Source organism: Pseudomonas sp. GW822-FHT03F08, assembly GCF_058801265.1.
In genome coordinates, this window is sequence record NZ_JBXANC010000007.1 from 1 (window position 1) to 13,266 (window position 13,266).

11 protein-coding genes and 1 pseudogene are annotated in these 13,266 nt (G+C 62.2%); 11 read left to right on the top strand and 1 reads right to left on the bottom strand.

Annotated elements, in window-relative coordinates:
• Positions 1–73, bottom strand: a pseudogene (locus tag AC1RME_RS18165) (Hcp family type VI secretion system effector); the annotation flags it as partial.
• A gap of 526 nt (positions 74–599) precedes the next feature.
• Here AC1RME_RS18165 and AC1RME_RS18170 point away from each other — a divergent pair.
• The 11 genes from AC1RME_RS18170 (at position 600) to AC1RME_RS18220 (ending at position 13,255) form a co-directional block, all read left to right on the top strand.
• The gene (locus tag AC1RME_RS18170) at positions 600–2,222 is read left to right on the top strand and encodes a methyl-accepting chemotaxis protein (protein WP_096819669.1); all 1,623 of its coding nucleotides are present in this window, start codon (positions 600–602) and stop codon (positions 2,220–2,222) included.
• The gene (locus tag AC1RME_RS18175) at positions 2,222–2,758 is read left to right on the top strand and encodes a chemotaxis protein CheW (RefSeq protein WP_096819668.1); all 537 of its coding nucleotides are present in this window, start codon (positions 2,222–2,224) and stop codon (positions 2,756–2,758) included. Before AC1RME_RS18170 ends, AC1RME_RS18175 begins: the two co-directional genes overlap by 1 nt.
• On the top strand, positions 2,755–4,026 hold the full coding sequence (locus AC1RME_RS18180) for a CheR family methyltransferase (RefSeq protein ID WP_096819667.1): 1,272 nt from the start codon (positions 2,755–2,757) through the stop codon (positions 4,024–4,026). The genes AC1RME_RS18175 and AC1RME_RS18180 overlap by 4 nt, the downstream gene beginning before the upstream one ends.
• Positions 4,026–4,709: a chemotaxis protein CheW gene (locus AC1RME_RS18185; RefSeq protein WP_096819677.1), complete on the top strand. Its 684-nt coding sequence runs from the start codon at positions 4,026–4,028 to the stop codon at positions 4,707–4,709. The genes AC1RME_RS18180 and AC1RME_RS18185 overlap by 1 nt, the downstream gene beginning before the upstream one ends.
• Positions 4,706–7,000, top strand: coding sequence for a hybrid sensor histidine kinase/response regulator (locus tag AC1RME_RS18190; RefSeq protein WP_096819666.1), 2,295 nt, complete (start codon positions 4,706–4,708; stop codon positions 6,998–7,000). Before AC1RME_RS18185 ends, AC1RME_RS18190 begins: the two co-directional genes overlap by 4 nt.
• Positions 6,997–8,007: a chemotaxis response regulator protein-glutamate methylesterase gene (locus AC1RME_RS18195; protein WP_096819665.1), complete on the top strand. Its 1,011-nt coding sequence runs from the start codon at positions 6,997–6,999 to the stop codon at positions 8,005–8,007. Before AC1RME_RS18190 ends, AC1RME_RS18195 begins: the two co-directional genes overlap by 4 nt.
• A gap of 48 nt (positions 8,008–8,055) precedes the next feature.
• Positions 8,056–9,057 carry a response regulator gene (locus tag AC1RME_RS18200; protein ID WP_096819664.1) on the top strand — a complete coding sequence of 334 codons (1,002 nt, stop codon included), beginning with the start codon at positions 8,056–8,058 and terminating at the stop codon, positions 9,055–9,057.
• Positions 9,058–9,163: 106 nt separating this feature from the next.
• Positions 9,164–10,259 (top strand): peptide chain release factor 2 gene (gene prfB / locus AC1RME_RS18205; RefSeq protein ID WP_096819663.1). Its coding sequence is split into 2 segments (ribosomal slippage): positions 9,164–9,235 and positions 9,237–10,259, totalling 1,095 coding nucleotides; the frame shifts between segments, so codons are not numbered across the junction.
• Between the two features lie 69 nt (positions 10,260–10,328).
• On the top strand, positions 10,329–11,831 hold the full coding sequence (lysS, locus tag AC1RME_RS18210; RefSeq protein WP_096819662.1) for a lysine--tRNA ligase: 1,503 nt from the start codon (positions 10,329–10,331) through the stop codon (positions 11,829–11,831).
• A gap of 118 nt (positions 11,832–11,949) precedes the next feature.
• Positions 11,950–12,654: a TetR/AcrR family transcriptional regulator gene (locus AC1RME_RS18215; protein WP_096819676.1), complete on the top strand. Its 705-nt coding sequence runs from the start codon at positions 11,950–11,952 to the stop codon at positions 12,652–12,654.
• Between the two features lie 46 nt (positions 12,655–12,700).
• The gene (locus AC1RME_RS18220) at positions 12,701–13,255 is read left to right on the top strand and encodes a hypothetical protein (protein WP_096819661.1); all 555 of its coding nucleotides are present in this window, start codon (positions 12,701–12,703) and stop codon (positions 13,253–13,255) included.
• The last annotated feature ends 11 nt before the right edge of the window (positions 13,256–13,266 follow it).

Genomic DNA, 13,266 nt, shown 5'->3' on the forward strand with positions numbered 1-13,266 from the left:
CGGCGGTGAAGGCGCCGGCAGTGATCAGGCCTTGTTTTTCGCCGGTAACCGACATGTACGCTGGTGTTGCCATGGGAGGTGCTCCTTGCGGATAAAGTTAGGGTGCCCGGGAGGCGAAATCGCCCGGTGGGTGCCAAAGCTATATCAAGGACCGTGCCAGCTTTGCCAAAGTCTCCGTGATACGGGGGCGAAACTGCTGTTAAGTGCATGTTTCAAGATGTTTCATGCCAAATTAAGGCCAAAAGTGCGCAACTTCTTGCGCAGTACTGCGCAAGAAGTTGCGCACTCGGCTACAGGCGACGGTACTCGGGGGCTGTAGCGATATCGGGCGGCGATTTTGCGAATCAAGTGCGCAAGAAGTTGCGCACCATGGCACATGGCCATTGTGTCGCCAGGTCATCTAAAACCGAAATGGCCAATCCATCGCCCCTTTTTGCCATTGCGTCACTGGCACGCCGCCCTCCGATTGCTTGAAAGTCCCTATCCAGAGCCCACCCCGTTTACCACCGGAAGGCCCGAGCGCGGCAAACCGTCTTATAAATGAAACACCGCCCTCAGCTATACTCCCCCGCATTTCGACCTGGCCCCGAGGACTGACTGTGAAGAACTGGACGTTGCGCCAACGCATTTTGGCGAGCTTTGCGGTGATTATCGCCATCATGTTGCTGATGGTGGTCGTCTCGTATTCTCGGCTGCTGAAGATCGAAGCCAGTGAAAACAGCGTCCGTGACGACGCGATTCCCGGCGTCTATTACAGCTCGATGATCCGCGGCGCGTGGGTCGACAGCTATCTGCAGACTCAGGAGTTGCTGGGGCTGAAAGAAGGGCAGGGCGTCAGCAGTGAAGACGCGGCGGACTACCAGTCCTTCGAGAAACGTCTCCAGGAGCAGATGGCCAACTACCGCAACACCGTGACCACCGACGAGGACCGGATCGAGTTCGCCGCGTTTGAAAAGGATCACGACAACTACATGAAGATCCAGGACGCCGTGCTGGATCTGCACAAGCGCAATCTGGAAGCCGATGCGGTCAAGCTGTTCAACGAGAAGCTGACCCCGGCCTGGGTTGGCGGGCGTATGAAACTCAACGACATCATCGGCGAGAACAAGAAAGTCGCCGACCAGGCCATGGCCAACATCGACGACGCGGTGGCGGCAGCCAAGGTCAGCATGTTTGTCTCGCTGCTGGTGGCCGTGCTGGCTGCCGGTTTCTGCGGTCTGTTGCTGATGCGCGCGATCATGGCGCCGATGAACCGCATCGTGCAGATCCTCGAAGTCATGCGTACCGGCGACCTGAGCAGCCGCTTGAACCTTGAGCGCAAGGATGAGTTCGGCGCCGTGGAAACCGGCTTCAACGACATGATGACCGAGCTCACCTCGCTGGTGTCCCAGGCCCAGCGCTCGTCGGTGCAGGTCACCACGTCGGTGACCGAGATCGCCGCCACCTCCAAACAACAGCAGGCCACTGCCACCGAAACCGCCGCCACCACGACTGAAATCGGCGCGACGTCCCGCGAGATCGCGGCGACCTCCCGTGACCTCGTACGCACCATGACCGAAGTGTCCACCGCCGCCGATCAGGCCTCGGTGCTGGCCGGTTCCGGGCAACAAGGCCTGGCACGCATGGAAGACACCATGCACTCGGTGATGGGCGCGGCGGATCTGGTGAACGCCAAACTGGCGATCCTCAACGAGAAGGCCGGCAACATCAATCAGGTGGTCGTGACCATCGTCAAGGTCGCCGACCAGACCAACCTGTTGTCCCTGAACGCCGCGATCGAAGCGGAGAAGGCCGGTGAGTACGGTCGCGGTTTCGCGGTGGTCGCCACTGAAGTGCGGCGTCTGGCGGATCAGACGGCTGTCGCTACTTATGACATCGAACAGATGGTTCGCGAGATCCAGTCGGCGGTGTCGGCCGGGGTGATGGGCATGGACAAGTTCTCCGAGGAAGTGCGTCGCGGCATGTCCGAGGTCCAGCAGGTGGGCGAGCAGCTGTCGCAGATCATCCATCAGGTGCAGGCGCTGGCGCCGCGGGTGTTGATGGTCAACGAAGGCATGCAGGCCCAGGCCACCGGCGCCGAGCAGATCAACCATGCGCTGGTGCAACTGGGTGATGCCAGCAGCCAGACCGTCGAGTCGTTGCGTCAGGCCAGTTTCGCCATCGACGAACTGAGTCAGGTGGCCGTAGGCCTGCGCAGCGGCGTTTCGCGATTCAAAGTCTGATGAGCGAAATCACCGCCAAACGCAGCGCTGCACCGGTGGCGAAGCAGGCGTTGTTCTTGCTGTTTCGCATCGGCAGTGAACGCTACGCCCTGCGTGCCACGGAAGTGGCCGAAGTGCTGCCGCGCCTGCCGTTGAAACCGATTGCCCGGGCGCCGCACTGGGTGGCGGGGGTGTTTGCCTATCGTGGTTCGGTGGTGCCGGTGATCGACCTCAGCGCCCTGACGTTCGGTCACCCCGCCGAGGCGCGCACCAGCACACGGCTGGTGCTGGTGCATTACCGCGCGGATGATTCGCAACCCTCGCAATGGCTCGGGCTGATCCTCGAGCAGGCCACCGACACCCTGCGTTGCAACCCGGATGATTTCCAGCCGTACGGCCTCGACAATCGTCAGGCGCCGTACCTGGGCCCGGTGCGCGAAGACGCTCGCGGGCTGGTGCAATGGGTTCGGGTCAATGATCTGTTGGACGAGACGGTGCGCCCGTTGCTGTTCCCGACGCCGCCGCTGGATCCGGCGCGGCTTGAGGAGCAGCCATGAGCAGCGACCAGCGCTTCTTCGATTTCCTCAAGGAACGCATCGGTCTCGACGTTGCTTCGGTAGGCCCGGCGATCATCGAGCGGGCGGTGCGCCAGCGCATCATCCTGTCGCAGATGGTCACGGCCGATGAGTACTGGCAAACGCTGCAAGGCTCACGGGACGAACAGCAAGCGCTGATCGAGGCAGTGATCGTCCCCGAGACCTGGTTTTTCCGTTACCCGGAATCCTTCGCCACCTTGGGCAAACTGGCACGCAAGCGCCTGGCCGAGCTAAACAACATGCGTGCGCTGCGCATTCTCAGCCTGCCGTGCTCCACTGGTGAAGAACCTTATTCGATTGCCATGGCGTTGCTCGATGCGGGCCTCAAGCCCCATCAGTTCAAGGTCGATGGCATGGATGTCAGCCCCTTGTCGGTGGACAAGGCGCAACGGGCGCTGTACGGCAAGAACTCGTTTCGCGGCCAGGAACTGGCGTTCCGCGAACGGCATTTCATGCCGGAGGACGAAGGCTATCGCCTGAATGAATACGTGCGCGAACAGGTGCGTTTGCAGGTCGGCAATGTGCTGGATCCGACGCTGTTGGCCAGCGAGCCACCGTTCGATTTCGTGTTCTGTCGCAACCTGCTGATCTATTTCGATCAACCGACCCAGCAACAGGTGTTCGCCGTGCTCAAGCGCCTGACCCATGTGGATGGCGTGCTGTTTATCGGCCCGGCTGAGGGCAGCCTGCTCGGACGGCTGGGCATGCGCTCGATCGGGATTCCGCAGTCTTTCGCGTTCAGTCGCCACAGCGATCCACAACCCGAACCATTGCCAATGCCGGTCGCCATCCCGACACCGTTGCCGGTGCGCCAGCCGGTGCGCAGCGCGCCGCCGCCCGTGCGCAACCGGCCGTTTGCCGCTGTGACACCGTTGCCCGCCACCGTCAAAAGCCCGAATCCCGACGCCACGACCCTGCTGGCCAACATCGCCGCCCTGGCCAACGAAGGCAAAAGCGCCGAAGCCCGCGCTGCGTGCGAACAGTATTTGCGCAGCCATGAGCCGGTGGCCCAGGTGTTTTACTGGCTTGGCCTGCTCAGCGATGTTGCCGGCAGTGCTCTCGAAGCCCAGGGTTTTTACCGCAAGGCGTTGTACCTCGAGCCGCAACACGCCGAAGCCTTGATGCACCTGGCCGGGTTGCTGCAAGCCCAGGGCGATACGGCCGGTGCCAGACGATTGCAGGAGCGCGCCGCCCGCAGCGGCCGCACCGCCGACAGTGAGCGTAAATGATGATCCCGTCCGACACCTTGAACGTCACCCACGAAGACGCCCGGGCCATCGACGATTGCTGGAATCGCATCGGCATCCACGGCGACAAGTCCTGCCCGCTGCTGGAAGAACACATTCACTGCCGCAATTGCTCGGTGTATTCCGCCGCCGCCACACGCCTGCTCGACCGCTATGCGCTGCAGCAGGACGAACGCGATCCGGTGGCGATCCAGGTTGAGACCGAGCTGAAAACCCGCTCACTGCTGATGTTCCGCCTCGGTGAGGAATGGCTCGGCCTGGCCACCCGCAGTCTGGTGGAGGTCGCGCCGTTGCAGGCGATTCACTCTCTGCCGCATCAGCGCTCCCGGGCCTTGCTCGGCGTGGCGAACGTGCGCGGGGCGCTGGTGGCGTGCCTGTCGCTGGTCGAACTGCTCGACCTCGACAGCAACGCCGCCCCGGCGACCGGCGCACGGATCATGCCGCGCATGCTGATCATCGCGGCCCAGGGCGGGCCGGTGGTGGTGCCGGTGGACGAAGTCGACGGGATTCACGCCATCGACGAGCGAATTCTCGATGCTGCGTCGCGTTCCGGGGCGCAGGCCAGTGCGAAATACACCCGAGGCGTGCTGCCTTTCAAAGGTCGCAGCCTGCGTTGGCTGGATGAAGAACAGCTGCTGTCCGCCGTGACCCGGAGCCTCACATGACCCCCGAGCAAATGCGCGACGCCTCCCTGCTGGAGCTGTTCAGCCTCGAAGCCGAAGCCCAGACCCTGGTGCTCAGCGCCGGGCTGCTGGCGCTGGAACGCAATCCGACCCAGGCCGATCAGCTCGAGTCGTGCATGCGGGCGGCGCATTCGTTGAAAGGTGCGGCGCGGATTGTCGGCATCGACAGCGGCGTCAGCGTCGCCCACGTGATGGAAGACTGTCTGGTCAGTGCGCAGGAAGGGCGGCTGTTCCTGCGCCCGGAACACATCGACGCGCTGTTGCAGGGCACCGACTTGCTGATGCGCATCGCCACGCCGGCCAACGGCCCGCAACCGGCGGACATCGAGGTTTACGTGGCGTTGATGGGCAGTTTGCTCGATCCGGCTGCGCCGGCAGTGGTACCCGTCGCTCCGAGCGCGCCGCCGATGGCCGAGTTGCAGCTTCAGCCACCTCCAGTAGTTGAGCCGACGCCGGTTGAAATCCCCGTCGAAACTGCCGAGCCAGAACCCGCACCGCGCAAGAGCAAGCGCACCACCGAGGGTGGCGAGCGGGTTCTGCGGGTTACTGCCGAGCGCCTGAACAGCCTGCTCGATCTGTCGAGCAAATCCCTGGTGGAAACCCAGCGTCTCAAACCGCATCTGGCCACGATGCAGCGCCTCAAGCGCATGCAGAACAACGGTCTGCGGGCGCTGGAAAGTCTCAATGTGCATCTCAAGGAGCATGCCCTGAGCCTTGAGGCCCAGGAAGCGCTGGAAGATGCGCGGCGTTTGCTCGCCGAATCCCAGCAGTTGCTGGCAGAAAAAAACGCCGAGCTCGACGAGTTTGCCTGGCAAGCGAGCCAGCGCGCGCAAGTGCTCTACGACACCGCGCTGGCTTGCCGCATGCGGCCGTTCGCCGATGTGCTGTCCGGTCAAGTGCGGATGGTGCGCGACCTCGGTCGCAGTCTCGGCAAACAGGTGCGACTGGAGATTGAAGGCGAGAAAACCCAGGTCGACCGCGATGTGTTGGAAAAGCTCGAAGCACCGCTGACGCACCTGCTGCGCAATGCGGTCGATCACGGCATCGAAACGCCGGAAGAACGCCTGCTCAAAGGCAAGCCTGAGGAAGGTCTGATCCGTTTGCGCGCCTCGCATCAGGCCGGTCTGCTGGTACTGGAACTGAGCGATGATGGCAACGGTGTGGACCTGGAAAAAGTCCGCCGCAGCATCGTCGAACGCCAGTTGTCACCCGCCGAAACCGCCGCCCAGTTGAGCGAAGAAGAACTGCTGACCTTCCTGTTCCTGCCGGGATTCAGCCTGCGGGACAAGGTCACCGAAGTGTCCGGGCGTGGCGTCGGCCTCGATGCTGTTCAGCACATGGTCCGCCAGCTGCGTGGCGCAGTGGTGCTGGAGCAGACAGCAGGCGAGGGCAGCCGCTTCCATCTCGAGGTACCGCTGACCCTGTCGGTGGTGCGCAGCCTGGTGGTGGAAGTCGGCGATGAGGCCTACGCCTTCCCGCTGGCGCACATCGAGCGCATGTGCGACCTGGCACCGGACGATATCGTGCAGGTCGAAGGCCGTCAGCATTTCTGGCACGAGGGCCGCCATGTCGGGCTCGTTGCGGCCAGTCAGTTATTGCAGCGTCCGGCCAGCCAGAACAGCGGCGATACCCTGAAAGTCGTGGTGATCCGCGAGCGCGACGCGATCTACGGTGTGGCGGTCGAGCGTTTCATCGGTGAGCGCACGCTGGTGGTGCTGCCGCTGGACGAGCGACTGGGCAAGGTGCAGGACATTTCCGCCGGCGCTCTGCTCGACGATGGCTCGGTGGTGCTGATCGTCGATGTCGAAGACATGTTGCGTTCGGTGGACAAACTACTCAACACCGGGCGTCTGGAGCGCATTGCCCGCCACGGCCATCAGGCCGCAGAAGCGGCGCGCAAACGGATTCTGGTGGTCGACGATTCGCTGACCGTGCGCGAGTTGCAACGCAAACTGCTGCTCAATCGCGGCTATGACGTGGCCGTTGCGGTGGACGGCATGGACGGCTGGAACGCCCTGCGCTCCGAGGACTTTGACCTGTTGATCACCGACATCGACATGCCGCGCATGGACGGCATCGAATTGGTCTCGCTGTTGCGCCGCGACAACCGTCTGCAATCGCTGCCGGTGATGGTGGTGTCCTACAAGGATCGCGAGGAAGACCGGCGCCGTGGACTGGACGCCGGAGCCGACTATTATTTAGCCAAGGCCAGTTTTCATGACGACGCCCTGCTCGACGCGGTGGTTGAGCTCATCGGAGGAGCGCGGGCATGAAAATCGCAATCGTCAACGACATGCCTTTGGCGGTAGAGGCCCTGCGCCGGGCGCTGGCCTTCGAGCCTGCGCATCAGGTGGTGTGGGTCGCCAGCAATGGCGCCGAAGCGGTGCGGCTGTGCGCGGAAAACACCCCGGACCTGATCCTGATGGATTTGATCATGCCGGTGATGGATGGCGTCGAAGCCACCCGGCGCATCATGGCCGAGAGCCCGTGCGCGATTGTCATCGTTACCGTTGACCGCCAGCAGAACGTGCACCGGGTGTTCGAAGCCATGGGCCACGGCGCGCTGGACGTGGTCGACACGCCGGCCCTTGGCGCCGGCAACGCCCAGCAGGCAGCGGCGCCGCTGTTGCGCAAGATTCTGAATATCGGCTGGCTGATCGGCGAGAAAACCGCTCGCGCCCGCCCGGCCCAGACGACACCGCGCAGTTCCGGGTCGTGCCAGCGGCTGGTGGCGATCGGTTCGTCAGCCGGTGGACCGGCGGCGCTGGAGGTTTTGCTCAAAGGCCTGCCGCGCAACTTTTCCGCGGCCATCGTGCTGGTGCAGCATGTCGATCAGGTGTTCGCCGCCGGCATGGCCGAATGGCTGGCCAGCGCCAGCGGCCTGGACGTGCGCCTGGCCCGGGAAGGCGAGCCGCCGCAGGCCGGCGCGGTGTTGCTGGCCGGCACCAATCATCACATCCGATTACTCAAGAACGGCACGCTGGCCTACACCGCCGAGCCGGTCAACGAAATCTACCGCCCCTCGATCGACGTGTTTTTCGAAAGCGTCGCCAACTACTGGAACGGTGACGCCGTAGGGGTTTTATTGACCGGGATGGGACGCGACGGGGCTCAAGGGCTTAAGCTCATGCGCCAACAGGGTTACCTGACCATCGCGCAGGATCAGCAAAGCAGTGCGGTGTACGGCATGCCCAAGGCCGCCGCGGCCATTGATGCAGCCGTAGAAATCCGTCCACTGGAAAAGATAGCGCCACGATTGCTGGAGATTTTCCCCAAATGAACACGTCCATCCGCAATCCTGGCCCCCGCAGCACTCAGGTGACCGCCCATGAATGACTTACAGATCGATGACATCAAAACCGACGAGAACGCCGCCATGGTGTTGTTGGTGGACGATCAGGCGATGATCGGCGAAGCCGTGCGCCGTGGGCTGTCGAATGAAGAGAACATCGACTTCCACTTCTGCTCCGACCCGCATCAGGCCGTGGCTCACGCGGTGCGGATCAAACCGACGGTGATCCTGCAGGATCTGGTGATGCCCGGCCTCGATGGCCTGAGCCTGGTGCGCGAATACCGCAATCACCCGGCGACCAAGGACATTCCGATCATCGTCCTGTCGACCAAGGAAGACCCGCTGATCAAGAGTGCGGCGTTTTCGGCCGGGGCCAACGATTACCTGGTGAAGTTGCCGGACAACATCGAACTGGTGGCGCGCATCCGTTATCACTCGCGCTCCTACATGACCCTGCTGCAACGGGACGCGGCCTATCGCGCGTTGCGGGTCAGCCAGCAGCAATTGCTCGACACCAACCTCGTCTTGCAGCGGCTGATGAACTCCGACGGCCTGACCGGGCTGTCCAACCGCCGGCACTTCGACGAATACCTGGAGCTGGAATGGCGCCGTTCGCTGCGTGACCAGAGTCAGTTGTCGCTGCTGATGATCGACGTCGACTACTTCAAGTCCTACAACGACACATTCGGCCACGTCGAAGGCGACGAAGCCCTGCGCAAGGTCGCCACGGCGATCCGCGAGGCCAGCGCCCGGCCGTCCGACCTGCCGGCGCGTTATGGCGGCGAAGAGTTTGCGCTGGTGCTGCCCAACACCTCGCCGGGCGGGGCGCGACTGGTGGCGGAGAAGCTGCGCCAGACCGTGGCGGCACTGAAGATTCCGCACAATGCTCCGGTCGAAGGGTCGAGCCTGACCATCAGCATCGGCCTGGCGACGATGGTGCCGGAGGCGGGCAGCGACTGCCGGTTGCTGATCTCGGCGGCGGACCGCGGTTTGTATCTGGCGAAGAACAATGGGCGCAATCAGGTGAGGATCGAATGAACCATCGGGTTCATTCGCCTCAAGAGCCGCCAGACGGGCTGCCGTGACAGCTTGATTACGTTATACTCGCCGGCTTTCAAAAGTTCGCCAACGAGTGCTGCCCGTCATGGAAATCAACCCGATCCTGAACACCATCAAGGACCTGTCCGAGCGCTCCGAAACTATTCGGGGGTATCTTTGACTACGATCAAAAGCATGAGCGTCTGATCGAAGTCAATCGCGAGCTTGAAGATCCTGCAGTCTGGAACAAACCTGAATACGCCCAGGAACTGGGCCGCGAGCGCGCTGCGCTGGCGCAGATCGTCGACACCCTCGACGAACTGGACGGTGGCCTGGCCGATTGCCGCGAGCTGCTGGACATGGCCGTTGAAGAGAACGACGAGGGCGCGGTCAACGACGTCGTCGAAGTCCTTCAAGGTCTGGAAGAGTCCCTGTCCAAGCTCGAATTCCGCCGTATGTTCAGCCACGAGATGGACCCGAACAACGCCTACCTGGACATCCAGGCCGGTTCCGGCGGCACCGAAGCCCAGGACTGGGCCAACATCCTGCTGCGCATGTACCTGCGCTGGGCCGACAAACGCGGTTTCGACGCGACCATCATGGAGCTGTCGGCCGGTGAAGTCGCCGGGATCAAGGGCGCCACCGTGCACATCAAGGGCGAATACGCCTTTGGCTGGCTGCGGACCGAGATCGGCGTGCACCGTCTGGTGCGCAAGAGCCCGTTCGACTCCGGCAACCGTCGCCACACCTCGTTCTCCGCGGTGTTCGTCTCGCCAGAGATCGACGACAAGGTGGAAATCGAAATCAACCCGGCAGACCTGCGGATCGACACCTATCGTTCCTCCGGTGCCGGTGGTCAGCACGTAAACACCACCGACTCGGCCGTACGTATCACCCACGTACCGACCAACACCGTGGTCAGCTGCCAGAACGAACGTTCCCAGCACGCCAACAAGGACACCGCCATGAAAATGCTGCGGGCCAAGTTGTACGAGCAGGAAATGCAGAAGCGCAACGCGGCGTCCCAGGCGCTGGAAGACACCAAGTCGGATATCGGCTGGGGTCACCAGATCCGTTCGTACGTGCTCGATGCGTCGCGGATCAAGGATCTGCGCACCAACATCGAACGCAGCGATTGCGACAAGGTGCTCGACGGCGACATCGACGAATACCTGGAAGCCAGCCTGAAATCGGGGCTGTAAGCTTTCACCCGACCTCAAGTCCCCCGCCATCGGCGGGGGCAACGAACCTGTGATGGAATATTTAAAGACATGAGCGACCAACAACTCGATCCGCAAGCCCTGCAACAGGAAGAAAACTCCCTGATCGCCCTGCGCAAGGAAAAGCTTGCTGCCGAGCGCGCCAAGGGCAATGCCTTCCCGAACGACTTCCGCCGCGAAAACTACTGCGAAGCACTGCAGAAACAGTACGCGGACAAGACCAAGGAAGAGCTGGCAGAGGCTGCGATCCCGGTCAAGGTTGCGGGTCGCATCATGCTCAACCGTGGCTCGTTCATGGTGATCCAGGACATGACCGGTCGCATCCAGGTCTACGTCAACCGCAAGACCCTGTCCGAAGACACCCTGGCCGCGGTGAAAACCTGGGACATGGGCGACATCATCGCCGCCGAAGGCACCCTGGCCCGTTCCGGCAAGGGTGACCTGTACGTCGAGATGACCAGCGTGCGCCTGCTGACCAAATCCCTGCGCCCGCTGCCGGACAAGCACCACGGCCTGACCGACACCGAACAGCGCTACCGTCAGCGCTACGTTGACCTGATCGTCAACGAAGACGTGCGTCAGACCTTCCGCGTGCGTTCGCAAGTGATTGCGCACATCCGCAGCTTCCTGATGAAGCGCGACTTCCTCGAAGTCGAAACGCCGATGCTGCAGACCATTCCTGGCGGCGCTGCGGCCAAGCCGTTCGAAACCCACCACAACGCGCTGGACATGGAAATGTTCCTGCGTATCGCGCCAGAGCTGTACCTCAAGCGTCTGGTGGTTGGTGGCTTCGAGAAAGTGTTCGAGATCAACCGCAACTTCCGTAACGAAGGCGTTTCGACTCGTCACAACCCTGAATTCACCATGTTGGAGTTCTACCAGGCTTACGCCGACTACGAAGACAACATGGACCTGACCGAAGAACTGTTCCGTGAACTGGCGCAGCTGGTTCTGGGCAGCACCGACGTGCCGTACGGCGACAAGGTGTTCCACTTCGGCGAGCCGTTCGTGCGCCTGTCGGTGTTCGATTCGATCCTCAAGTACAACCCTGAGCTGACCGCCGATGACCTGAACGACATCGACAAGGCTCGCGCCATCGCCAAGAAGGCCGGTGCCAAGGTGCTGGGCTTCGAAGGTCTGGGCAAACTGCAGGTGATGATTTTCGAAGAACTGGTCGAGCACAAGCTGGAGCAGCCGCACTTCATCACTCAGTACCCGTTCGAAGTGTCGCCGCTGGCCCGTCGCAACGATGACAACCCGAACGTCACCGACCGCTTCGAGCTGTTCATCGGCGGCCGTGAAATCGCCAACGCCTACTCCGAGCTGAACGACGCGGAAGACCAGGCCGAGCGCTTCATGGCGCAGGTGGCCGACAAGGACGCCGGCGACGACGAAGCCATGCACTACGACGCCGACTTCGTTCGCGCGCTGGAGTACGGCATGCCGCCAACGGCCGGTGAAGGTATCGGTATCGACCGTCTGGTGATGTTGCTGACCAACTCCCCGTCGATCCGCGACGTGATCCTGTTCCCGCACATGCGGCCACAAGCGTAAGTGTTTCAATAAAAAAGCCGCCTGAAATGGGCGGCTTTTTATTGCCTGTCTGGTACAAACGTATCAAATGGTTAATTTTGAAGAAAACAACAGAGGTATGCCTGTCGTGATCGGTGCAATGGCTCAAGAGGGTGCAGCGGGAATCGCCACTGCGGTCGCTGAAAGTGTTCAGTACCAGGGCCGCAAGGCCAGCCGACAGGGCAGCGAGCAGCGTCGGCAGGACATTCTCGACGCGGCGATGCGCATTGTCGTGCGCGACGGCGTGCGTGCCGTGCGCCACCGTGCGGTGGCGGCCGAAGCCGGTGTGCCGTTGTCGGCGACCACCTATTACTTCAAGGATATCGATGACCTGCTCACCGATACCTTCGCCCAATACGTCGAACGCAGCGCGGCCTACATGGCCAAGTTGTGGATCAACAACGAAGGCCTGCTGCGCGAAATGGTGGTCAGCGGCGACGGCAGCCCTGAATCGCGCTCGCAACTGGCTGACGATATCGCCCGGTTGATGGCCGACTACGTGCACCGGCAACTGGTCAACCGCCGCGAGCACTTGATGGCCGAACAGGCTTTTCGTCAGGAAGCGCTGCTCAACCCGCGTCTGGCGGTATTGGTGCGCTCCCACCAGCAGATTCTGTTGCAGGGCACCTGCCAGTTGTTCCAGGTGCTGGGCTCACGCGAGCCGCAGCAGGATGCCAAGGTGTTGACGGCGATTATCGGACGGATGGAATATCAGGGCCTGCTCAACGACGCCGAGCCTTTGGCCGAAGAGGACATGCTCGGCATTCTGACCCGCTATATGCATCTGGTGCTGGCGTCGATGTAACGCTCCCACAGGTCCGGTGGCGAGTTCGGTTCATAGGGAGTGTTGAATGAAAGCCTGGCGTGGCGCGTTGATCGCGCTGTCGTTCCTGCTGCTCAGCGGTTGTCTGGTGACCTTCAAGGAGCCGTTGCCCGCCAGTGAGCCGGCACCCAAGGGCCTGCTCGGCCAATGGTCGAGCACCAACGCCTGGGGCGAACCGATGAACCTGGAACTGACGCGCCTGGGCAACGACCGCTATCAGGCGGTCGCGTACTTCAAGGCCAGACCGCGCGAGCGCGAAGCCTATCCGTTCACCGTGTCGCGCCATGGCAACCGCTGGTATCTGTCGGCGAAGGTGCCGGCGCAGTATGGCGGGCACTTCACCATCGCCGGTTTCGAGATTACCGATAAGCACGAACTGGTGATCTACAACCTCGATCTCGAACAGATCAACCAGGCCATCGCGCAGAAAAGCCTCGACGGCCAGGGCTTCCAGACCGATGACGGCGAGGGCGTGCAAGTCGACAGCGCTCTCGAAAAGGTCTTTGCTTACCTCGACGACCCGGCCAATTCCGACGTTTTCGTCGAAGCGGCGCGCTACCAGCATCAGGCCAAGGCCAAATAATTCAGTTCGTC